This window comes from Janthinobacterium sp. PSPC3-1, from assembly GCF_049896105.1.
Lineage (GTDB): Bacteria > Pseudomonadota > Gammaproteobacteria > Burkholderiales > Burkholderiaceae_D > Janthinobacterium.
Genome location: NZ_JAFCTQ010000001.1, coordinates 124,618 through 145,832 on the forward strand (window position 1 = coordinate 124,618; position 21,215 = coordinate 145,832).

Below are 21,215 nucleotides of genomic sequence, written 5' to 3' on the forward strand. Positions count from 1 at the left end.
GGAGCTTGTCAGCTCAGGCCGGCAATGCGCGCGTTGCGCTCGCGTTCGAGTCGCGTGATGTAACGCTGCACCTGCGCCAGGGTACCGCGCGACAGGTCGACGAACTGGCAGCCCAGGCGGCGGTTCAGCTTGTTGTTCAGCAGGGTCATGTCCAGCGAATTGCGAATTTGCAACGTCACCGTGATGATGCCGATCTCGGGCAGGTCGATGCGGCAGCCCGGGTAGTTCTTGCCGATGGTGTCGCCCAGCACCAGTTTGTTGTCCATGATGGCGATGCCGCCGCAGCTGATGTCGGCCAGCGGGAACGGCACGTTGGCCGTGCCTTCGTCGGTGACCATGGGAATTGTCGCGCGCACCGGATTGCTGACGGGTGTATTCATGCGGTAATACTCGCGCCGCTGCAAGCGGATCAGGGTCTCGGGCACGGTCATTTTCAAGGCCGGCGTGGTGCCATGCATGCATTCTTCCACCGAATTGCTGGAAAACAGGATACGGATCTTGTCGAGCGAGGTTTCAAACGTGATGCCGCTGGCGGCCACCATGCGCCGGCTCTGGCCGGTATCGACGGGGCGGTCGAGGATGACCATGTCGCGCTCGGCGTCGATATCGAGGATGGAGGTGACGCAAACGTCGGATTCGCCATGCACCTGCATGCGGATCAATTGATTCTTTTCGCCGATGCTGCGCAGCAGCGCGACGATTTCCCGCCGTGATTCCACTTCAAAGTCATGCCAGTTTTCGAGGCCGGAATCCATAATATGTGCTTGCATTGATGCCTGTCGGTTCTATTTGTCGGTGGGAAGTGCCGCGAGCGTATCGGGCGGCGGCGGGAGCGGCCCGCCTTTCGCAGATTCAATATGATATAACCAGGCCAGCAGTTCCGCAATCGCCCGATACAGGCCGGGCGGAATCTGGCTGTCCAGGTCGATATCCATCAACAGCGCCACCAATTCCTTCGATTCATGCACGAACACGCCATGCTCGCGCGCCGTGCTGATGATCTTGTCTGCGATCAGGCCGCTACCCTTGGCCACCACCTTTGGCGCCGCCTCGCCGCTCTGGTAGGCCAGTGCGACCGCCGTCTGCGGCATCTTGCGCTTGCCGTCATCCAGCATTGTCGTCTCCAGCGGGCTTGCCGGCGATCGTCAGCGACGACAGCGGCCAGCCCGACGCGGCCATCGACGCTTCCAGCCGCGCCGCATGCTGACGCAAGGTGTCGGCGCTCGCTTCGCTGCCGGCCTGCATCTGGATCTGGACGTTGCCTCCTTGCAACACTACCTGCGCCGACAGATCGCCCAGCAGCGGAAACTGGAAGCGCACGCTGCTGCGCCAGGCGGTGGCGTCTTCGTCCTGTCCCGGGTGTTGCCCGCCGTCCGGCCCATCCTTGGTGATATCCCACTGCATCTTTTGCCCGGGCCACGCTTCGCCCTGCCATTGCACACGCGCCTGTTCATGCGTGTGCAGCTGCAGGTTGATCAGCTGCGCCGCGGCCAGGTCGGTGCCGTTTTTCATGACCTCGCCCTGCAGGGTTTTCTGCATTTGCGGCTCCAGCAGCAAGGACGCCAGCGGCCGCTTGCCATCGGCCCATTCGGCCACATGTGATTCATAGAACAGGCCGCTGCTGCCGACCGCGTCGCGCAGGTTTTGCGCCACTTGCGACGGGTCGGTGCCCGGCGTGGCCATCAGGCTGGTCTTGCCGATCAGCGACAGCGGTGCGCCGGGCACGCTTTCCGCCTGGCTCAGCACGGTGCTGATGGCGCGCGCGGTACTGCTCAGCTCAGGGGCGGGCGTGTCGGCATTCAGCGAGGGCAGCAAGTTGGCGGGCGTCAAGGGCGCGCGGCCCAGCAGCGCGGCTGCCGCGCCACCGGTCCGCATGCCGGCCTGCGCACCTTGCGCGGCGGCCGCCTCGGGCTCGGCTTGTGCATCGGCATAGGTCAGCATCGCGCCGGCGCGCGGATCGGCGCCGGCGCCGATCTGGAACGAGGGACGGGGATTGATGCCGACCAGCAACAAAGGAATTTCGGCGCCCAGCTGTGCGCCGGCCGGCAGCTGCATGCGCGCCGGCGTGCCGGCCACGCGCACCAGGTAGCTGCCGTCGGTCATGCGGCCCATCACCTGGCCGGTCATCGATTTGCCGACCATGCCTTGCAAGGAGCGCTGGAATTCGGCCTGGCGCGGCTCGGCGACCGTATCGGCCGGGCGCGTGCCCTTGACCGGCGCGACCGGCGCCATGCCGATGGTGTTGGGCAGCATGGCGCCGGGTCCTGCGTTTAGACGCTATAGGCGTTGGCCAGGCGCCGTTCGGTGCCGGTGCTGTTGATCAGCTTGGACAACTGCGCCATCCACGGTATGGTCAGGTCGCGGATCTTGCGGTCGTCTTCCAGCATCTGCTTGATCAGCGCCACCTTGCGCAGGCGGCCGGCGCTTTCCAGCACAACCTTTGCTTCGTTGTCCTTCAGGCGCTGCGCATGCCTGCCGATCTGCTGTTCCAGGGTCGCCAGCTCATCCCATTCGGCATTGCCGGCGGCCACCAGCATGCGCGCCGTCAACGCCTGCATCGCTTCGTAGGTGTCGAGTACTTGCTGATTCGTCATCATGTCAGGCGCTCGCGTAGTTGGCCATGCGTGCAATCGGCGCATCGCCGGCGGCCATGTTGATGCCGCCTGGGGTGCCGATGGCGTTCCAGGTATCGCGCAGATCGGTCAGCAGGCGCTGCACCTCTTCCAGGATGGCCAGGTCGTTTTTCAGGTTGGCCGTCAGCAGGCGCGCGCCCATGTATTCATACAGGGCATCGAGGTTTTCGGCGATTTCGCCGCCCGCATTCTTGTCCAGGCTGGCGCGCAGGCCATGGTCGATCAGCTGCATGGCGCGTGAAATCGACTTGCCCTTTTCCGGGATATTGCCGGCTTTCATGTGCATCTGCGCGCTCAGCACGGCCACCAGCGCGCCGTCATACAGCATGGCGATCAGCTTGTGCGGAGAAGCCGCACCGATGCCTGTTTCCAGGCCGACCTTGGCGTACGATTGCGCGCCCTTGTTTGATGATCCAAACATTCGTATTCCTCTGATAGATGTTCGTTAGTTCGCGGCCAGCGCCGCGAGCTGCTGAGTCAAATAATTGCTGGTGCTGTTCATCGAGCTGAGTGTCACGTCGAGCGAACTGTATTGCTTGCGCAAGCGCGCTTCGGTCAGGGTCAGCCGGGTATTGAGCGCATCGCGCTGCTTGGCGATATCGGCAATACTCTTGTTCAAACCATCATTCTTGTTCTGGATCAGGCCCGAGGTTCCCAGGTAGCTATCTGTAATAGTAGCAAACAAGGCGCTGATACCCTTGGAAATATTCACTGAGCCGCGGTCGCCCAGCTGGCCGCCTTTGATCAGTACGGCAATCCCGGCGCTGCCGGAACCGGCCGAACCGGTCAGGGTCTGGCCGCTACCGACCGCCACCGCACCGTCGATGGTGCCGGCCACGTCCACGCCGGTGGTCATGGTGGGGGTGCCGAACAGGTCGTCGGCGCCATTGCCGGTGATTTCCAGCTTCGACGACGAGCCATATTTGTTCGACACGATGCTGAACACACCATTTTCCTGCGTCACCTTGACACTGGCGGTGGCGTCGGTCACGCCCGAGGCGCCGTTGATCAGCGATTGCAAGTGGCTGACCAGGCTGTCGGCCGTGTAGGTGCCGGGCACCAGGGTGGCCTTGGTGGCAACGCCATTGATGGTCATCGACAGATTATCGTTGACGCCGGCGATGATGTTCAGGTTGGCTGCCGTGCTGCCCACCAGGGTGCCTTGCGTGGCCAGCTTGGAAATCGAGATGCCCTTGGTGCCGACGGACGAATTGCTGGTCGAACTGACAAAGCTGACCAGGCTGTCGGTGGTCGAACCCGAGGTCGCCAGCAGCTTGATGACGTCTTCCGAATTCTTGTCGATCGCCGTCTGCAGCTTGCCCGTATCGAGTTTCAGGGTGCCGTCCTTCTGGAACGCCACACCCAGTTGGCTCAGGCTGGTCACGGTACTGTCGAGGCCGGGCACGCTGGTGCCGAACAGCTTGCGCAAGCCCGTTTTCAGGCTGTTGGTGGTCGAGTCGCCCACCAGTGGACCGCCGGTGCGTGCCGCGCCTTGTTTCAAATCGGGCGTGACGGCCGTCAGGGTATTGATGGATGCATTGAGCTCGTTATAAGCCTTGACGAAATTGGTCAGCGCCGTCTTGATGCCGGACGTATCCATGCTGACGCCGACACTGCTGGTGCCAATTTTCAGCACCGACATCGTTACGCCAGGCACGGCGTTCTCGACATTATTGGTCTGGCTGTCAATGGCCACGCCGTTGACGGTCAGCTTGGCATTTTGACCAGCATTGCTTTGCGTCATGTTCTGCGTGCCATTCGGCGCATACGACAGCAAATCGCTGATGTCCTGGTCGCCGGCCACGGACACGCGCATGCTCGACGTTTCGCCGCTCTTGTCGGAGGTCAGCACCAGGCGGTTGGGCTTGTCGCTACCGTCGGAAATAATGCTGGCGGTCACGCCGATGCCGGCCTTGTTGATGGCGTCGCGGATGCCTTGCAGCGAGTTGTTGCTGCCGTCGATGGTGACGGTGCGTGCCACGCGCGTTGCATCGAGGTCGAAGGTGGAGCCCGTGTATTTTCCGTCGGCAAGAGTGCCACCCTTGACGCTGCCGAAGTCGAACGTCAGCACGGTGCTGGCGCCCGAACCGATCAGGGCGGTGGTGGTTTCCTGGCCGGCGGCGGTGATCGTCTGCGCCTGTGCCAGCTGGGTCACGTTGACGCTGTAATTGCCCTTGACGGTGTCCTTGCCGGCGGTGGCGGTCAGGACCTTGTCGTCCGAGGTGGTGGCATTGGCCACCTTGTATTTGGAGGCGTCGGCCAGCGCGGTGACGGTGGTCTGGAACGCGCCGACGGCGCCGCTCAGGGTGCCATAGGCGGAGATTTGCGAGGTAATCGCCTTTTCCTTGTCCTGCATGGCGACAAAGGGGCGGCTTTCCACGGCCATCAGCTGGCTGACCAGGCCGTTTACGTCGAGAACGCCACCAGTACTGACGGATGAGACAGCCACAATAACCTCCTATGGGAATGCATGAATATACTTGGTTAACGGCATAATCCATCCAGACTTTAGAGGGGTATTCGGCCAGCTGTTCGCCCTATGCCACAAACGACGTGGCACAGGGCAGGTTCACGCCGTTTGCTTGATCAGCAAGCCTTGTGCTTTTTCCAGTGCCTTGCCGATTTCCAGCGCCTCTTTGGTGGGCATCTGGCGGATGACCTCGCGGGTTTGCTGGTCGATCACCTTGACGATGGTGCGCTCGCTGTCGGTATCGACCGAAAACTCCAGCTCGCGCGACATGAATTGCATCGCCTTGTTGATCTCGCTGACGGCCTGCTTGACGTCTTTCAGCTCGGACTGCGCGTCGTCCTTGCTTTTGGCGTTGCCGTCGATCGCCGCCGGCGCCACCGGCCTGGCGGCCGTGGCGTTGCCTGGAGTGACCGCAGTGCGCTGCTGCGGCTGCGGGGCCGGGAGGCCGTTTGTTGCCTGGATATCCATGATGGTGTCCTTTAACGGAAATTCCCCGGCGGATCAAGATGCAATATCTGGACCGGCCGGGGAGGGCTAAGCTACGGTACTACGGGGCGGAAATTAACCGCGCAGCAGCGACAGCACGCCGTTAGGCAGCGAGTTGGCCTGGGCCAGCATGGCGGTACCAGCCTGTTGCAGGATCTGGCCGCGCGTCAGCTTGGCTGTTTCCGATGCGAAGTCGGTGTCCTGGATGCGGCTACGCGATGCCGACAGGTTTTCCGAAGTCGATTCCAGGTTGCTCACCGCCGTTTCAAAGCGCGACTGCAAGGCACCGAAGGTTGCGCGCTGGCTGTTGACACTGGCCAGGGCGGAATCGAGAATCTTCAGCGCATCGTTCGCACCCTTGACGGTCGACACGTCGATGCTGGACACCGAATTGAGCGTTGCCGCGCCAGATTTTACGCCCATGCCGGCTGCCACCGTACCAATCGAAAAACCCTTGTCGGAGTTCATCGAGACAGTGCCCATTGTGATGGAGGTGCCGTTACTGGCCACAGTTTGCGGAGTGCCCACGCCGCCAGCGGAATCGATGGAGGCGGCGGTAAAGGTATCGGCCGCGCTTTTATTCACCAGTTTGATGTTGTTGCCGGAAACATTTGTCAGTATCAGGCCATCTTTGGCGTCATTCAGCTTGGCAGTCACGCCGGTGGTCGATGACAGGTCATTGAAGGCACTGACTGCCGAGGCCAGGCCCGATGCGTTATTTGCGCCCACCGTGAAGGTAACGTTGGCTGCCGTGCTGTTATCGGAGGTGACTTGCATGGAGTACACGCCACCGGCAGAAAATCCGACCGCTTCTTCGGTTTTGGCCGTGGCCGTCACGCCCGTATCGGCGGTTTTGCCATTGATGGTGGCCGCCAGCGTTTGCGCCGTGTCAGTGGTTGATACCGCAACCGGAGCTGTTTTCAGACCCTGGATATCGAAGGTACCCGATGTATAAGCGGCAGTTGTCGAGGTGGCTGGTGCCGAAGCGCTGGACTGGTTGTTGCCGTAGTTATTGGTACGGAAGTTGGCGGTCGTGGCCTGGATGGTCTGGCCAGCGTTGGCGCCCACCTGGAACGATGCCGAGCCGAACGAGCCGTCGAGCAGTTTCAGGCCGTTGAATTCCGAGGTTTGCGAGATGCGGTCGGCTTCCGACAGCAGCTGGCCAACCTCGGCCTGGATCGCCTTGCGGTCGCCGGCCGAGTTGGTGGCGTTCGCCGACTGGACTGACAGTTCACGTACACGTTGCAGAATGTCGCCCGTCGATTGCAGCGAACCCTCGGCCGTTTGCAGCAGCGAGACGCCGTCGTTGGCATTGCGCTTGGCTTGATCGAGGCCGCGGATTTGCGACGTGAAGCGCTCGGAAATCGCCAGGCCCGCAGCATCGTCTTTTGCGCTATTGATGCGCAAACCCGAGGACAGGCGTTGCAATGAGGTGGACAGGGCGGACTGCGACGTGCTCAGGTTGCGTTGTGCATTCAGTGACGCGGTATTGGTATTGATTACTGAGGCCATTTTGAAGCTCCTTGCTATATGTTTTGGCTAGATGCCTGGTACCTTGGTCTGCCCCTCCATTCCGGGACACTCACACCGCAGTTATATTCATTAACGGAATGCCCTATGGAAAGTTTAGGAAAGGAAAGCGACTATATTTTTGTTTCTCACTCTCAAGTTGCCATGGCTGAGGGCGTTTAAGCGGCTTGATTTCCATAAACTTTAGGGTCGAAAAAAAATTAAATAGAAGAAATATTCTTTATTATTTTTTTATTAAAAAAAATCCCCGGCGCGGAAATATTCCGGCCGGGGATGGGTGTTGTTGGCAAACGCGCCATGGCGGCGCGCGCGTCAGGTGGCTTAACGTCCTTGCAGCAGCGACAGCACGCCGTTTGGCAGCGAGTTGGCCTGGGCCAGCATGGCCGTGCCTGCCTGTTGCAGGATCTGGCCGCGCGTCAGCTTGGCCGTTTCCGCCGCAAAGTCGGTGTCCTGGATGCGCGAGCGTGAAGCCGACAGGTTTTCCGACGTCGATTGCAAGCTGGTGACAGCCGTTTCAAAACGCGACTGCAAGGCGCCGAACGTGGCGCGCTGGCTGTTGACGCTGGCCAGGGCCGAATCGAGCACCTTGAGCGCATCGGAGGCGCCTTTGACGCTCGATACGTCGATGCCGGATACCGAGTTCAGCTTGGAGTCGGCGCCAGCGAGTGGCACGGCATTGGTGCCCGTGACGCCGCCGATCGAGAAGCCCTTGTCGGAGTTGAGCGAAATATGGCCCATGGTGGTACCCGTGCCGCCGCTGCCCGCAATAGCGAACGGTGTGCCTACGTTGCCGGCGCCATCGATGGCTGCCGCCGACACGGTATGCGCCACATCGGTGCTGCCGTTGACCAGCGTGATATTGTTGCCGGCTGCATTGGTCAGTATCAGGCCATTGTTGGTACTGTTGAGCTTGGCGGTGACGCCGGTCGAGGCTGAAACATCGTTGAACGCGCTGACCGATGCGGCCAAGGTCGTTGCATTGAGCGGATTGCCCACGGTGAAGGCGACGTTGGCAGCGGTGGAGTTATCGGAGGTGACGGCCAGCGAGTACACGCCGCCGGCAATGAAAGTGGCCGATTCTTCGGTTTTCGCTGTGGCGGTCACGCCGGTTTTTTCGCTGGCGCCATTGATATTGGTGGCCAGTATTTGTGCGGTATCGCCGCTGCTAACGGCGACGGTGGCCGATTGCAAGCCCTGGATACTGAACGATCCAGGGGTGTATTGCAGGCCCGCGGCGGTGGTGGGCACGCTGGTACCCACTTCATTGTTGCCGTAGTTATTGGTGCGGAAATTGGCGGTCGTGGCCTGGATGGTCTGGCCGGCGTTGGCGCCCACCTGGAAGGTGGCCGAGCCGAAAGAGCCATCGAGCAATTTCAAGCCATTGAATTCCGAGGTTTGCGAAATACGGTCCGCTTCCGACAGCAGTTGGCCCACTTCCTGTTGAATTGCCTTGCGGTCGCCGGCCGAGTTGGTGGCATTGGCCGATTGCACCGACAACTCACGGATGCGTTGCAGGATATCGCCGGTCGATTGCAGCGAGCCTTCTGCTGTTTGCAGCAGCGAGATGCCATCGTTGGCATTGCGGCGAGCCTGATCGAGACCGCGGATCTGCGAGGTGAAACGCTCGGAAATCGCCAGCCCTGCGGCGTCGTCTTTCGCGCTGTTGATGCGCAGACCGGACGACAGGCGTTGCAGGGAGGTGGACAGTGCGGCTTGGGATGCGCCCAGATTACGTTGCGAATTGAGCGATGCGATATTGGTGTTGATAACTGCGGCCATTTTGATGCTCCCGATGTGCGGGTTTTGGCTCTGTGCCTGCTCACCTTGGTCTGCCCCCGCGCTCTGGGGCACTCAAACCGTAGTTGTAAAGATTAACGGACGCTGCTCAAAAAAGTTTAGGGTCGGAAATGCGCTTTTTCCGACTTTCCCCCTATGAGGCGCTGCCGTCGCCGCTTCTATACGGCAGCGTTTTTTGATACTTTATGGCAAAAATAAAAAAAATAAATGCCAAATCGCGGCCTGAAAACAGCGCTTTTCCGGGCTGGCAGGCAAAAAAAAGCCCGCCGGAAGGCGGGCATGGCGTGTGACGGGGCGCCGCTCAATCGGCCACCACCACGCGGTTCTTGCCGGTCTGCTTGGCCTGGTACATGGCGCGGTCGGCGCGCTTCACCAGTTCGGCCTGGTCTTCATTGGGCAGGCGCAGGGCGACGCCGGCGGAAAAGGTGATCAAGACCTTTTCATTGTCGTGCAGGAAGAAGTGGCGGGTCAGTTCACGCTGCAGCCGCGTCATGGTCGAGGACGCCGCTTCGACCGTGGTTTCCGGCAGCAGGATCAGGAATTCCTCGCCGCCGAAGCGGGCGATCACGTCCATCGAGCGCAAGGTGTCCTTGACGATTTTTACGAGATGTTTCAGCGCGGCATCGCCAGCCAGGTGGCCATAGGTGTCGTTCAGGCGCTTGAAGTCGTCCAGGTCGAGCATGGCGATGCACAGCGGCGTGCCGCGCCGGTCCGAACGCGCCGTTTCACGTTCGAACACATCGTCCAGGCCGCGCCGGTTCAGGCTGCCCGTCAGCTGGTCTTCTCGCACCAGTTCGCTCATATGCTGGAGCTTGGCTTCCAGGGTATGGATGCGCTGTTCCGCATCCTGCACTTCCTGGCGCGCCAGCACCATCTTGTCACGCGCGCGCAGCGCCTCGCTCTGCACCAGCCGGGTTTCGTGCAGCACGTCGTCGAGTACCTGGTTCAGGTCGGTAATATTTTCCGCCTGGCTGATCTTGTCGGAATAGCCGCCGATCTTTTCATGGAAGTCGCCGGTGCTGGCCGCCACCTGGCCCAGGCGGTCGATAAAGGTCATCATCATGTTCTTGACGGTCAGCTTGACGTCCGACAGGCTGTGCTTGAGCTGGCTTTGCTTGTAGATGACTTCCTTCAGGCTGCGCGTGGCGTCTTCCAGCGCGCGCTGGTCGAGCGGGCCGGCGATCAGGTTCTGCACCGCCTCGACCTGGCCGCGCAGCCAGCTGTCGTCGTCCAGCAACTGGCTGACATTGTCCAGCAGCAGCTTGAACAGGCGCAGCAGCAACTCCTGCTGTTCGGCCGTATCGCCGCTTTTCAGCTCGATCTGGTAGCACAGCTGTTTCAGGCGCACGGCCGCTTCGTTGAGTGCGTCTTCCGTGTGCGCCTGTTTGATGGCCGCGCCCAGCGATTCGGCTTCCTCCACCAGTGCCGGCGTGCCGGTCAGCAAGGTCGCCACGGCAAAACCCAGGGTGCGGCTCAGCAGTTCTCGCAGCGTGCGCGTCTGTTCGCCGTCCGGCAGCGGCGGTAATTCGATGCCGCCGCCTTTCCTGGCCTGCTTTTCCGACAGCTGCGCCAGGGTGCGCACATAGCTGTCCCAGTCGCGCGCTTTCAGGGCGCGCTGGAAGCGGCGGCCAAAGTTGCCCAGCTCGCCGCCGGACTCGCTCATTTTCGCGGCAAACTGGCTCAGCACGTTTTCGGCGCCATTGTCGGCGCTTTTTTCACTGCTGGTGCTGGCGGCCAGCACGGCGGCGGGGGCGGCGATGTCAGCCGGCTCGCTGATGCCGGCGATTTCATTGTAGATGTCGCGGTAGGCGTTCGGCGTGGGCGCGATGCGGCGCGTCGCCAGGCGGCGAAACGCTTCGCGCGCAATCTCGGCGGGATTGGTGGCCGGATTCACGGCCGGGTTCACGGCGGCCGCAGGCGCGCTGGCCGGCGGGGAGGGCAATTTACTGGACATTGAGGCACGGCCTTTTTAGATATTTGCTAATTATCCCCATGATATGCGAGTTGGCAAAGCACTTATTGTGCGAGAAGCAAGGCGAAGGGCCGCCAATTCGCGCGATACGCCGCTTGCCGCTACTCCACCAGCTGGTTGCGGATCGCATAATGGGTCAGCTCGGCACTGTTTTTCAGCTTCATTTTCAGCAGCAGCCGCGCGCGGTATTCGCTGACGGTCTTGGCCGACAGCTTCAGTTCTTCGGCGATCGCGCCCACCGTCTTGCCCGAGGCGATCAGCACCAGGGTCTGGTATTCGCGGTCCGACAAGGTTTCGTGCAGCGCCGTTTCATGGTCTTCGCCGACCGTGTTGGCCAGTTCCTGCGCCAGCGCGGCGCTGATGTATTTCAAGCCTTCGGCCACCTGGCGGATGGCCGTGACCAGTTCGCGCGGCGCGCTCTGCTTGGTCAGATACCCGGCCGCGCCTGCTTTGAGCGAGCGGATCGCATACTGGTCTTCGCGGTGCATCGACAGCATCAGCACCGCCAGTTCCGGCTTTTCCTTCTTGATCTGCTTGAGCACGTCGATGCCGCTGCGGTCGGGCAGCGAGATGTCGAGCAGCATCACCTGGCACTTGGAGGCGCGGAAGCGCTTGATCGCATCGTGGCCGTTTTCGGCCTCGCCGGCGACGATGATGTCCTTGGTGTCGGCCAGGATCTGTTTCAGGCCCTCGCGCACGATCGCATGGTCGTCGGCGATGAATACCCGGATAATGGCTTTTTCTTTCATGACTGCGTTCGTTTCTGCATGTGTTGCTTTATGGTTCCCTGACGTCTGGCTGCCGCAGGCCATGTTGCGTGGGCGTATTGGCAGCAGCCGCTATTATCGCCTCTCGGGGCGTGGCGAGCCTGATTTTTATGGTCAGCACCGTACCGCCGCCCGCCGCGTCGGCCAGCTGCAAGGTGCCGCCAAGCGCACTGGCGCGTTCGCTCATGCCGCGGATGCCGAACGACTGCGGCTTGGCGCGATCCAGCGGGCGCATGCCGACGCCGTTGTCGCTGATGCACAGGCGTATATGCTGGCGCTGCTTGTCCAGCCGCACCGCTACCTTGCTGGCGCGCGCATGCTTGGCGATATTGGTCAGCGCCTCCTGGGCGATGCGAAACAGGGTGGTGGCCTGGTCCAGGCTCAGTTCGATGTCCTTGCGGTTCGAGGCAAACGCGCAGTCGATGCCGGCCTGGCGGGCGAATTCCCTGACTTGCCAGTCGAGCGCGGCGACTAGCCCCAGGTCCAGCATCGACGGGCGCAGGTCGAGCGAAATGCGGTGCACGGCGTCGATGCTGCGGTCGACCAGGTCGTCGACATAACCGGCCTTTTCCTGCAGCAGCGCGTCGCCTGCGGGCAGGCGGCGCGTCAGCATGGCCAGCGCCATCTTGATCGCCGTCAGGTTGCCGCCCAGGTCGTCGTGCAGTTCGCGCGCCAGGCGCGTGCGTTCCTGCTCCTTGACCTTGTCGATATGCGCCGTCAGTTCGGCCAGGCGCGCGCGCGACTGGCGCACCTCGATCTGTTCCAGCCGGCTTTCGGTGATATTCGTCATGATGCCTTCCCACTGCACCGTGCCGTGTTCCAGTGCGCGCGGGGTCGAACGCAGGTTGATCCATTTGACGTCTTTCCACGCATCGACCCAGATGCGGCCTTCCCAGTTCCAGCTCCACAGCGCCTGCTTCGACGCCTGCATCGAGTCGCGGTACGAGGCGCGGTCCTCCGGCAGGATCAGCTGGTAGAACAGTTCCGGCTGCGCATGCAGCTGCGTTGGTGCCAGGCCCAGCAAGGCCTGGCAGCCATCGCTCAGGTAGGGAAAGCCGGCGCGCCCGTCGGCGGTCACGCTGAACTGGTACACCAGGCCCGGTGTATTGGAGACGATGGCGTTGAAGCGCGACTGCACCTGCGCCAGGGCGGCGGCGGTCTCCTGCGGCGTGCGCAGGTCCTCGCCCAGCGCCAGGATCAGCGTGCGTCCCTGGTGTTCGGTGCGCGTCAGGCGCAGGCGCACGGCGTGCATGCCGGTATCGCGGCGTTGCAGCCGGGCCTGTACGATGGCGTGCGCGCCGATGCCCTCGTCGAGCGCCGGCTGGCCGGCTGGCCATTGCGGCGCCAGCTGGGGCAAGGTCATCGCTTGCAGCTCGTGCAGGCTGTAGTGCAGATGGCCGCAGGCGGCGCGATTGGCGTCGAGCACTTGCCAGCTGGCCGCGTCGAACAGATAGGCGTCGCTGGCGGCGGCGTGCAGGGCTGGCGCCAGGTGGGGCATGTGGGGGGTGTCAAGCATGGTGATGGATTTTTTCATGGTGTCAGCGGCGGGCGCGCCAGAAAGCGGCGAAACGGCGCAGCACGCGGGCCGGGCGTGAATTGTGGCGGCCGCGCTTGCCGGCGCCCATGCGCAGCCGGCGCCACCAGGCGCGGCGCGCGCGGCCCAGCGAGTTCGACAGTCGGCTGACGCGGCGCCAGGCGCGCGTCGCTTGCAGGCGGGCGATCCAGCGGTCCTTGATCGCCATGAAGCGGCCATGCCAGCGGGCAAACCACGGCAGGCTCAACAGGGTGGGGCGCGTCAGGGTGTACAGACGCGCCACCGCCGCCGCGCCGCCCAGCTTGGCCGCGACGATCACGCCGATACCGGAAAAGGCATGGCCGCGCGCGATCGCCAGCAGGGCCAGCAGCTTGACGGGAAACAGCAGCACGGCGGGCAGCACGAATACCGCCAGCGCCCAGTACGGCGGCAGGCGCTGTATCCGCGCTTCGAGCGCATGCAGCGGCGGAAACCGCGCCACCACCTGTATCGCGCGCGCACCGGTGGCCCACAGCCATTCCTCGATCAGCAGGAAAATGGCGGCCAGGTAGACCAGCGGCGCGAACAGCCAGCGCCTGAAACGGTAGTGTTTTCTCATCCGGCTCCAAACATAGTCTCCCGATGATACGTCAAAAAAGCCCGCGCACACGGGGTGCGGGCCTGCTGGCGGGGCTACAATAGGCAGATGAATAAAGCATTTGTAAAAGAGTCTGACAACGACGACGATGAAGAAGCCGCCGCGCTGGCGCTGGCGATTCCCGCCGGCGCCAAGAATTACATCACGCCGGCCGGCTACCAGCGCATCCGCAGCGAGCTGCTGCAGCTGATCGACGTCGACCGCCCGGAAGTGGTGCGCATCGTGCACTGGGCGGCCTCGAACGGCGACCGCTCGGAAAACGGCGATTATATCTACGGCAAGCGCCGCCTGCGCGAAATCGACCGCCGCATCCGCTTTCTCACCAAACGCATGGACCTGGCCGCCATCGTCGACCCCAGCGTGCACCATGGCAACGACCAGGTCTTCTTCGGCGCAACCGTCACCTATCTGACCAGCGACGGCGAAAGCCACACCATCACCATCGTCGGCATCGACGAATTCGACCCGCTGAACGGCAAGATCAGCTGGGTCTCGCCGATGGCGCGCGCGATCACCAAGGCGCGCGAAGGCGACGTGATCGTGCTGAACACGCCGCTGGGGGCGCAGGAGCTGGAGTTGCTGGAGGTGACGTATCCGGCGCCGGGGGAAGGGTAGTATTGAAAGGCACAAGGCCTAAAACCCTAAAAATGGCGTGCCGGAGACGCGCGCCTGAGAAAATGCCGATGGCGGCGTTGCAGCTCCTCGCCGTACATGCGTACTGTCTTCGTCGCTGCGCCTTGCCCTCGACATTTTTCAGGCCCGCTTGGCCCGGGGTGTCTGTGCGGGCGACTGGGGTTTAATCCTTTTTGGCGGTGTGCATGTTGCGCAGGGGCGCCAACTTAACCGTTCATGAACGGCTGCCCCCAGTCCTTGCCCTTGGGGTCAATTCCGTTCGCGCAGAATCCGGTTGACCCCGGCCACCCTGCGCACATTGCGCAGCAGCGCCGCCAGGTGCACGCGGTCCTTGACCTGTACCGTGAAGCGCAGCTGGTCGAGGACGTTGTCCTTGTCTTCGTCCATGCCGACATAGATGATGTTGGCGTCCGATTCGCCGATCTCGGCGGCCACGCGCGCCAGGATGCCGCGCTCGCTGTTGATCAGGACCTTGATGCGGCAGTCGAAACGGCGGTTCAGCTCGGTTCCCCAGCGCACGGCGATCCAGCGGTCCGGTTCCTTGACGCGCTGGCGCTTGGCCTGGGTGCAGTCGCTGGTGTGCACCAGCAGCCCCTGGTCGCGGCGCAGCTGGCCGATGATCTGGTCGCCCGGAATCGGCAGACAGCACGGCGCCAGTTGTACCGACACGCCTTCGCTGCCGCAGATGGTGACAGGGTCGAGCTCGCTGCCGCTGTTGTGCTCGACCGGCATGCTGGCCGCTTCGCCGCCGATCAGACCGAAGATATGGCGCGCCACCAGGGTGGCCATGCGCTTGCCGATGCCGATGTCGGCATACAGTTCGTCGAGCGAATTGGCGCTCGATTCGTTGAGCAGGCGTTCGACCAGCGGCGCCGGCAGGTCGGCGTCGATGTTCAAGGTTTGCAGTGCCTGCGACATCAGTTGCTGGCCCAGCGAAATCGACTCGGGCAGGTTGATGGTGCGCAGGTGGTGGCGGATCGCCGACCGGGCCTTGCCGGTACGCACGAACGACAGCCAGGTGGGGCTGGGGCGCGAGGCGGAATCGGTGATGATCTCGATGATGTCGCCATTGTGCAGCTCGGTGCGCAGCGGTGCCGTTTCGTTGTTGATCTTCACGGCCACGGTCTGGTCGCCGATGCCGGTGTGGATCGAATAGGCAAAGTCGATGGCGGTGGCGCCGCGCGGCAGGGCGATGATCTTCGATTTCGGCGTAAACACATACACCGAATCGGGGAACAGGTCGACCTTGACGTGTTCCAGGAACTCGGCCGAGTCGCCCGTCTGCTGCTGGATGTCGAGCAAGGACTGCAGCCACGCATGGGTGCGCTGCTGCAGGTCGGACGGGTTCGATTCGCCGCTCTTGTACAGCCAGTGCGCCGCCACGCCGGATTCGGCCGTGCGGTGCATTTCCTGGGTGCGGATCTGGAATTCCACCGGCGTGCCGTAGGGGCCGATGACGGTGGTGTGCAGCGACTGGTAGCCGTTCAGCTTGCGGATCGCGATATAGTCCTTGAACTTGCCCGGCATCGGCTTGTACAGGCTGTGCAGGGTGCCCAAGGTGACATAGCAGTCGGCAAAGCTGTTGACCACCACGCGGAAGCCATACACATCGAGCACCTGCGAGAACGACAGATGCTTGCTGCGCATCTTTTTATAGATGTCGTGCAGCGACTTTTCGCGGCCCGTCACTTCGGAGTCGATCTCGGCCATGGAGAGCGTGCTTTTCACCGCTTCCATGATCTTGTTGACCACTTCGCGCCGGTTGCCGCGCGCCGCCTTGACGGCCTTGGCCAGGGTGCGGTAGCGCATCGGGTGCAGGTGCGAGAACGACAGGTCCTGCAGTTCGCGGAAGATATTGTTCAGGCCGAGGCGGTGCGCGATCGGCACATACACTTCCATGGTCTCGCTGGCGATCCGGGCTTTTTTCGCCGCCGTCATGAAATCCAGGGTGCGCATATTGTGCAGGCGGTCGGCCAGCTTGATCAAAATCACGCGCACGTCGGACGCCATCGCCAGCAGCATCTTGCGGAAGTTTTCCGCCTGCGCTTCGATCTGGCTCTGGAATTCGATTTTTTCCAGCTTCGACAGGCCGTCGACCAGGTGCGCGACGGGGGCGCCGAAGCGCTCGATCAGTTCGTCTTTCTTGACGTCCTGGTCTTCCATCACGTCATGCAGCAGGGCGGCCATGATGGCTTGCGCGTCGAGCTTCCAGTCGGCGCAGATTTCGGCCACGGCAATCGGGTGCGAGATATACGGCTCGCCCGAGCGGCGCATCTGGCCCAAGTGCATTTCGTCGGAGAAGCGGTAGGCTTCCTTGACTTTTTTCAGGTCGGAGGGGGAAAGATATTCGGCCAGCTTGTCGGCCAGGTGGCTGACCGAGGCCACGCCGGGTACCGGTGCGGGAGGCGTGACAGTGCCTGGCGCATGCGCGCCCTGCGCTTTTGCCGCCTGGCGCGGGGCCAGGGTCGGCGGTGCTGCTGAAGTCGTGTCGGCTGGGGTCAGACTCATAAAACGTCGCGTTACTTCGCAGTGTGAATAAAGGGTAAAGTAGAACCAGGGATCAGCACTGTTCCGGCACGCGGGCTCCTGTTACATCGGAACCTTTTTCAGCATCTCGATGCCGACTTTGCCGGCAGCGATTTCGCGCAGTGCGACCACGGTAGGCTTGTCCTTGGCTTCGACTTTAGGCGTGTGGCCTTGCAGCAACTGACGTGCGCGGTAGGTTGCTGCCAGGGTAAGCTGGAAACGGTTAGGGATCTGCTTCAAGCAATCTTCAATGGTGATACGGGCCATGGTAACTCCTAATATATAGTATTGGTGCGATTAACGATGCTTTGGTGCGCTGGTGCGTGGCACTGTGCGAGCTGTCGTGCAGGGCTGTTATTCCGCGTGCAGACCCAGTTGGGCGAAAAGCGAGGCGTTGCGGGCCGCTTGTTGCGCAAACCGGCAACGGGCCGCTCTCACGATCGCGCTCAGTTCGGACAAAGCGACCGTAAACTCTTCATTGATAATAACATATTCGAACTCTGGCGCGTGGGCGATTTCGCCGCCGGCCGCCAGCAGGCGCCGCGTGATCACGTGCGGCTCGTCCTGGCCGCGCTTGTTCAAGCGCTCTTCCAGTGCATCGATCGACGGCGGCAGGATGAAAATGCCGGCCGCGCGCGGAAACTGTTTACGCACCTGGCGCGCGCCCTGCCAGTCGATTTCCAGCAAGATATCGGTGCCGGCCGCCATCTGCTGCTCGACCATGATGCGCGAGGTGCCGTAGTAATTGCCGTGCACTTCGGCCCATTCCAGGAACTCGCCCTTGTCGGCGCGCGCGATAAAGTCTTCCGCGCTGGTGAAATAGTATTCACGGCCGTGCTCTTCGCCCGGGCGCGGCGCGCGCGTGGTGGTCGAGATCGACAGCTTGATGGCCGGTTCCTGCGCCAGCAGCGCGTTGACCAGGGTCGATTTGCCGGCGCCCGATGGCGCGGCGACCACGAACAGGCTGCCGGAGAAGGCGGTAGGGTGACTCATGCGTATTTTTCCATATTCTGTGGCGGGCGGCCGCGCTGTTGCAGGCAAAGGCAGCGCCCAAAGGCGTATTTTACCAAGGCGGCGCTTTCCGGTCATCAATTTAAACTGCGACTTCTGTCTTCCTGAATGGCAGTCATTGATCCTGCGCCATCTGGCCCCCCTCGTGGCTGCCGGACACCACCTCCCACAGCATCATGCCTTTGCTTCCCAGCAGGTAAAAACAATCCTGTTTTTCGCCTGATACTTGCGCCAAAGCAGCTCGGCTGTCTTTGCATAGCAGTAAATTTCACAAGCCTTGTAGCGTTGCTTCAGACTATTTCTACTGCGCTTGGCGTGCTTGCTGCCTGGGCATGCCAATGTTTGCGCGTCGAATAAGCGTTCTTGTTCTTGACGGTCACAACAAAGGAAATCCAATGAAAATGCACAAAAGTATGTTGATTGTGTTGTCACAACTGGCTTTGCTATCGGCGTGCAGTAGTACCGCGAGCCGTTCTGGAGCAGCCGATAAGGTAGTGGCTGCGAGTCAGGTCACTGCAGTCGTGCTTCCGCAAGACTGCAATGCTGAATCTCACATGTTGGTCAAAAGGCGTGCAGATGGTGGCGATATGCATGCGCAGCATCTGATGGGCATCAAGGCGCTTTATGGGGTTTGTGACGATCCCAACTTGGACGTGGCGATTTTTTATTTGTCCAAATCGGCAAAGCAATTTTTTCCACCTTCCATGTTTCATCTCGCTACCGCTTTGCAGTTAGGCGGCATTACAAGTGATGGCGAGTTGCTCGATTTATTCCGTGGAGCTGCCGAACGCGGCTTTTCCAAGGCAGAATACAACGTAGTTGCCTATTATTTGGATATACATTCCCCGGTTTACGATATTGCGCAAGGCTATGCTTGGCATGCGTTTTGCGCGCCCCATGACTTTTTTTGCGGTATGGATGAATTTGGCACGCGCTTGTCGCGCATGAGCAAACGCGAGCTTGCAAGAGGGGAAGTACTGAAAGCCAGGCTTTTTGAAAAAATGAAAACTGTTGAAAAAATGAGTGACGTCTTTTGTTGCCGTGGCACGTCTTTTGGTGCGGGGATGGGCAGGCATTAAATGAGGAAATGTATCACTGCGGCAACCATGTGACCTTAATGAAAGCGATAGCTGTCGTGCGTGGCATTCGAGGCCTGCACTTGCCGGGCGGCGCGTCACTACCGCCCGATGTTGCGACGATAGCGGCACTTACTCCAGGTTCTGCACCTGTTCGCGCATCTGCTCGATCAGCAGTTTCAAGTCCATCGAGGCGTCGGCCAGTTCCTTGACGGAGGCCTTGGCGCCCAGGGTGTTCGCTTCGCGGTTCAGTTCCTGCATCATGAAGTCCAGGCGCTTGCCGACCTGGCCGCCCTTGGTCAGGATATGGCGCGTTTCGCCCAAGTGGGCCGACAGGCGCGCCAGCTCTTCCGAGACGTCGATGCGGATGCCGTACAAAATCACTTCCTGGCGGATACGTTCCATCGCATCCTGGCGCGACAGGGCCGAATTCGAGCCCTGGCTGGCCAGGCCCAGCGCGTCCTGCATGCGCTCGATGGCTTTTTGCTGGAAGGCGGCGACCACTTGCGGGATCAGGGGCGTGATGCGCTTGACGATGGCTTCCATCGCCTCGATGCGCGCGATCAGCACCGCCTCCAGCGCCGCGCCTTCGCGCTTGCGGCTGTCGACAAAGGCGGCAATCGTGCGTTTGGTCAGGGCGCCGACGTCGGCCTGCAGGGATTCCTGGCCCACTTGCGCTTCTTCGATGACGCCAGGCCAGCGCAGCAGTTCAGCCACCGACATGACGGGCGCCGACACGAAATGCTGGCCCACTTCCGACTGCAGGCGCGCCAGTTCGGCCAGCAGCGGCAGGTTCAGCGCCTGCGTGCCGGCGGTGGCGGCCTTGCGGCCAAAGCTCAGGCGTACCTCGACCTTGCCGCGCGTGATGGCCGACATGACGGCGGCGCGCAGGTCCGGTTCGAGCGTGCGCAAATCATCGTTGATGCGGAATTGCAGGTCGAGAAAGCGTGAATTGACGCTCTTGATTTCAATTGTCAGTGTGCCTGCAGCCCCTTCGCTGGTGGCAACCGCGTAGCCTGTCATGCTTGAAATGCTCAAAGGATTCCCCGATTTGGTCTTGTATACAGTCACTTATACACTTAATCAGCCAGCGCAGGCAAGACCGCCCGCGCCCTGAAAACAGGGCCGCCGTCATGTGGCGGCCTGTTTTTTGCGCATGAAATGGCGCATGCTGCTGAATAGTGTGCGTTTTACGGCATTGTAAAGAAAATTGTGTAGGGCGGGGCAGGATTGTCGGGATCGTGTGCGTGTTGTTTTTTCACTGGCCCGGCCATGCCGCCATGGCCGGCTGGCCGGCCGGCGCGCGGTGTTAAAATCGCTGCCGCATTCCAACCTTACAGGACACCCACATGACATTTGACACCCGCCCGAGCGGCCGCGCCGTCGACGCGCTGCGCGCCATCCGCATCACCCGCCAGTACACCAAGCATGCCGAAGGCTCGGTGCTGATCGAGTGCGGCGATACCAAGGTCATCTGCACCGCCAGCATCGAAGACAAGGTGCCCGGTTTCCTGAAGGGCAAGGGACAAGGCTGGTTGACGGCCGAGTACGGCATGCTGCCCCGTTCGACGCACACGCGCATGGACCGCGAGGCGGCGCGCGGCAAGCAGTCGGGCCGCACCCAGGAAATCCAGCGCCTGATCGGCCGCTCGCTGCGCGCCGCATTCGATTTGCAGGCTTTCGGCGAGCGTACCTTGCATCTCGATTGCGACGTGATCCAGGCCGACGGCGGCACGCGCACGGCCTCGATCACCGGCGCCATGGTGGCGGCCTACGATGCGTTTGCACAGCTGCAGGCACGCGGCGCGATTACGGCCATTCCCGTGAAAAGCTTTGTCGCCGCCATCTCGGTCGGCGTCTACCAGGGCATGCCGGTGCTGGACCTCGATTACGTCGAAGACTCCAACTGCGATACCGACATGAACGTGGTGATGACGGAAGCGGGCCACTTCATCGAAGTGCAGGGCACGGCCGAAGGCGCGGCGTTCGACCGCGCCGGCATGAATCGCCTGCTGGACCTGGCGCAGGGCGGCATCGCCGACCTGGTCAGGCTGCAAAAGCAGGCGCTGGGGCTGTAAGCTTGTGCTTGCCGGCGAGGTGAGGGCGGCGCAAACGGTTTACAATGTCGGCACTTAACACGGAC

The 21,215-nt window shown here is 61.8% G+C and carries 21 protein-coding genes; 4 read left to right on the forward strand and 17 right to left on the reverse strand.

What is annotated here, in order from left to right; translation table 11 throughout:
- Positions 1–8 precede the first annotated feature (8 nt).
- The 13 genes from ACP7B7_RS00615 to ACP7B7_RS00675 form a co-directional block, all read right to left on the reverse strand.
- A complete protein-coding gene (locus ACP7B7_RS00615; RefSeq protein ID WP_308924924.1) occupies positions 9–755 on the reverse strand; it encodes a flagellar brake protein in 747 nt (248 codons plus the stop codon).
- A gap of 30 nt (positions 756–785) precedes the next feature.
- Complete coding sequence (locus tag ACP7B7_RS00620) at positions 786–1,115, reverse strand: EscU/YscU/HrcU family type III secretion system export apparatus switch protein (protein WP_308924925.1); 330 nt, start codon at positions 1,113–1,115, stop codon at positions 786–788.
- Entirely contained in the window at positions 1,105–2,253 is a 1,149-nt protein-coding gene (locus ACP7B7_RS00625; protein ID WP_308924926.1) for a flagellar hook-length control protein FliK, read from the reverse strand. The genes ACP7B7_RS00620 and ACP7B7_RS00625 overlap by 11 nt, the downstream gene beginning before the upstream one ends.
- 17 nt (positions 2,254–2,270) lie before the next feature.
- The gene (locus ACP7B7_RS00630) at positions 2,271–2,597 is read right to left on the reverse strand and encodes a flagellar protein FliT (RefSeq protein ID WP_308924927.1); all 327 of its coding nucleotides are present in this window, start codon (positions 2,595–2,597) and stop codon (positions 2,271–2,273) included.
- A gap of 1 nt (position 2,598) precedes the next feature.
- Entirely contained in the window at positions 2,599–3,054 is a 456-nt protein-coding gene (gene fliS, locus ACP7B7_RS00635; protein WP_308924928.1) for a flagellar export chaperone FliS, read from the reverse strand.
- Positions 3,055–3,078: 24 nt separating this feature from the next.
- Positions 3,079–5,082 (reverse strand): flagellar filament capping protein FliD, encoded by a 2,004-nt coding sequence (gene fliD / locus ACP7B7_RS00640; protein WP_308924929.1) that lies wholly within the window; start codon positions 5,080–5,082, stop codon positions 3,079–3,081.
- Between the two features lie 120 nt (positions 5,083–5,202).
- Entirely contained in the window at positions 5,203–5,571 is a 369-nt protein-coding gene (locus tag ACP7B7_RS00645; protein ID WP_426075426.1) for a flagellar protein FlaG, read from the reverse strand.
- A 93-nt stretch (positions 5,572–5,664) separates the two neighbouring features.
- Positions 5,665–7,101 carry a flagellin gene (locus ACP7B7_RS00650; protein ID WP_426075427.1) on the reverse strand — a complete coding sequence of 479 codons (1,437 nt, stop codon included), beginning with the start codon at positions 7,099–7,101 and terminating at the stop codon, positions 5,665–5,667.
- A 339-nt stretch (positions 7,102–7,440) separates the two neighbouring features.
- Positions 7,441–8,898: a flagellin gene (locus ACP7B7_RS00655; RefSeq protein ID WP_308924932.1), complete on the reverse strand. Its 1,458-nt coding sequence runs from the start codon at positions 8,896–8,898 to the stop codon at positions 7,441–7,443.
- Positions 8,899–9,217: 319 nt separating this feature from the next.
- On the reverse strand, positions 9,218–10,870 hold the full coding sequence (locus tag ACP7B7_RS00660) for a GGDEF domain-containing protein (protein ID WP_426075428.1): 1,653 nt from the start codon (positions 10,868–10,870) through the stop codon (positions 9,218–9,220).
- Between the two features lie 119 nt (positions 10,871–10,989).
- Positions 10,990–11,637, reverse strand: coding sequence for a response regulator transcription factor (locus ACP7B7_RS00665; RefSeq protein ID WP_308924934.1), 648 nt, complete (start codon positions 11,635–11,637; stop codon positions 10,990–10,992).
- Between the two features lie 28 nt (positions 11,638–11,665).
- Positions 11,666–13,189 carry a histidine kinase gene (locus ACP7B7_RS00670; protein ID WP_426075429.1) on the reverse strand — a complete coding sequence of 508 codons (1,524 nt, stop codon included), beginning with the start codon at positions 13,187–13,189 and terminating at the stop codon, positions 11,666–11,668.
- Between the two features lie 4 nt (positions 13,190–13,193).
- Positions 13,194–13,787, reverse strand: a complete 594-nt coding sequence (locus tag ACP7B7_RS00675; RefSeq protein ID WP_426075430.1) for a hypothetical protein — start codon at positions 13,785–13,787, stop codon at positions 13,194–13,196.
- Between the two features lie 87 nt (positions 13,788–13,874).
- Between ACP7B7_RS00675 and greB the strand changes: the two genes are divergently transcribed.
- On the forward strand, positions 13,875–14,441 hold the full coding sequence (greB, locus tag ACP7B7_RS00680; protein ID WP_426075431.1) for a transcription elongation factor GreB: 567 nt from the start codon (positions 13,875–13,877) through the stop codon (positions 14,439–14,441).
- Positions 14,442–14,708: 267 nt separating this feature from the next.
- Here the strand turns inward: greB and ACP7B7_RS00685 are convergent, their stop codons facing one another.
- From ACP7B7_RS00685 to gmk, 3 genes are all read right to left on the reverse strand, one after another.
- Positions 14,709–16,967, reverse strand: coding sequence for a RelA/SpoT family protein (locus ACP7B7_RS00685; RefSeq protein WP_426075432.1), 2,259 nt, complete (start codon positions 16,965–16,967; stop codon positions 14,709–14,711).
- 81 nt (positions 16,968–17,048) lie between these two features.
- Positions 17,049–17,252, reverse strand: a complete 204-nt coding sequence (rpoZ, locus tag ACP7B7_RS00690; protein ID WP_010400723.1) for a DNA-directed RNA polymerase subunit omega — start codon at positions 17,250–17,252, stop codon at positions 17,049–17,051.
- Positions 17,253–17,339: 87 nt separating this feature from the next.
- Complete coding sequence (gene gmk, locus ACP7B7_RS00695) at positions 17,340–17,978, reverse strand: guanylate kinase (RefSeq protein ID WP_312438342.1); 639 nt, start codon at positions 17,976–17,978, stop codon at positions 17,340–17,342.
- Here gmk and ACP7B7_RS00700 point away from each other — a divergent pair.
- Positions 17,977–18,219 (forward strand): hypothetical protein, encoded by a 243-nt coding sequence (locus ACP7B7_RS00700; protein WP_426075433.1) that lies wholly within the window; start codon positions 17,977–17,979, stop codon positions 18,217–18,219. The genes gmk and ACP7B7_RS00700 overlap by 2 nt on opposite strands.
- Before the next feature lie 172 nt (positions 18,220–18,391).
- A complete protein-coding gene (locus tag ACP7B7_RS00705) occupies positions 18,392–19,075 on the forward strand; it encodes a tetratricopeptide repeat protein (RefSeq protein WP_426075434.1) in 684 nt (227 codons plus the stop codon).
- A gap of 129 nt (positions 19,076–19,204) precedes the next feature.
- Here the strand turns inward: ACP7B7_RS00705 and ACP7B7_RS00710 are convergent, their stop codons facing one another.
- Entirely contained in the window at positions 19,205–20,095 is an 891-nt protein-coding gene (locus ACP7B7_RS00710) for a YicC/YloC family endoribonuclease (RefSeq protein ID WP_065306874.1), read from the reverse strand.
- A 326-nt stretch (positions 20,096–20,421) separates the two neighbouring features.
- Between ACP7B7_RS00710 and rph the strand changes: the two genes are divergently transcribed.
- On the forward strand, positions 20,422–21,150 hold the full coding sequence (gene rph, locus ACP7B7_RS00715) for a ribonuclease PH (RefSeq protein WP_308924941.1): 729 nt from the start codon (positions 20,422–20,424) through the stop codon (positions 21,148–21,150).
- The last annotated feature ends 65 nt before the right edge of the window (positions 21,151–21,215 follow it).

Excerpts from the sequence above, each read along its gene's own strand:
- ACP7B7_RS00615 (WP_308924924.1), bottom strand. The coding sequence starts at position 755 with ATGGATTCCGGCCTCGAAAACTGGCATGACTTTGAAGTGGAATCACGG.
- ACP7B7_RS00620 (WP_308924925.1), bottom strand. The coding sequence starts at position 1,115 with ATGCTGGATGACGGCAAGCGCAAGATGCCGCAGACGGCGGTCGCACTG.
- ACP7B7_RS00625 (WP_308924926.1), bottom strand. The coding sequence starts at position 2,253 with ATGCTGCCCAACACCATCGGCATGGCGCCGGTCGCGCCGGTCAAGGGC.
- ACP7B7_RS00630 (WP_308924927.1), bottom strand. The coding sequence starts at position 2,597 with ATGATGACGAATCAGCAAGTACTCGACACCTACGAAGCGATGCAGGCG.
- fliS (WP_308924928.1), bottom strand. The coding sequence starts at position 3,054 with ATGTTTGGATCATCAAACAAGGGCGCGCAATCGTACGCCAAGGTCGGC.
- ACP7B7_RS00645 (WP_426075426.1), bottom strand. The coding sequence starts at position 5,571 with ATGGATATCCAGGCAACAAACGGCCTCCCGGCCCCGCAGCCGCAGCAG.
- ACP7B7_RS00650 (WP_426075427.1), bottom strand. The coding sequence starts at position 7,101 with ATGGCCTCAGTAATCAATACCAATACCGCGTCACTGAATGCACAACGC.
- ACP7B7_RS00655 (WP_308924932.1), bottom strand. The coding sequence starts at position 8,898 with ATGGCCGCAGTTATCAACACCAATATCGCATCGCTCAATTCGCAACGT.
- ACP7B7_RS00660 (WP_426075428.1), bottom strand. The coding sequence starts at position 10,870 with ATGTCCAGTAAATTGCCCTCCCCGCCGGCCAGCGCGCCTGCGGCCGCC.
- ACP7B7_RS00665 (WP_308924934.1), bottom strand. The coding sequence starts at position 11,637 with ATGAAAGAAAAAGCCATTATCCGGGTATTCATCGCCGACGACCATGCG.
- ACP7B7_RS00670 (WP_426075429.1), bottom strand. The coding sequence starts at position 13,189 with ATGAAAAAATCCATCACCATGCTTGACACCCCCCACATGCCCCACCTG.
- ACP7B7_RS00675 (WP_426075430.1), bottom strand. The coding sequence starts at position 13,787 with ATGAGAAAACACTACCGTTTCAGGCGCTGGCTGTTCGCGCCGCTGGTC.
- greB (WP_426075431.1), top strand. The coding sequence starts at position 13,875 with ATGAATAAAGCATTTGTAAAAGAGTCTGACAACGACGACGATGAAGAA.
- ACP7B7_RS00685 (WP_426075432.1), bottom strand. The coding sequence starts at position 16,967 with ATGAGTCTGACCCCAGCCGACACGACTTCAGCAGCACCGCCGACCCTG.
- rpoZ (WP_010400723.1), bottom strand. The coding sequence starts at position 17,252 with ATGGCCCGTATCACCATTGAAGATTGCTTGAAGCAGATCCCTAACCGT.
- ACP7B7_RS00700 (WP_426075433.1), top strand. The coding sequence starts at position 17,977 with ATGCGTATTTTTCCATATTCTGTGGCGGGCGGCCGCGCTGTTGCAGGC.
- gmk (WP_312438342.1), bottom strand. The coding sequence starts at position 17,978 with ATGAGTCACCCTACCGCCTTCTCCGGCAGCCTGTTCGTGGTCGCCGCG.
- ACP7B7_RS00705 (WP_426075434.1), top strand. The coding sequence starts at position 18,392 with ATGAAAATGCACAAAAGTATGTTGATTGTGTTGTCACAACTGGCTTTG.
- ACP7B7_RS00710 (WP_065306874.1), bottom strand. The coding sequence starts at position 20,095 with ATGACAGGCTACGCGGTTGCCACCAGCGAAGGGGCTGCAGGCACACTG.
- rph (WP_308924941.1), top strand. The coding sequence starts at position 20,422 with ATGACATTTGACACCCGCCCGAGCGGCCGCGCCGTCGACGCGCTGCGC.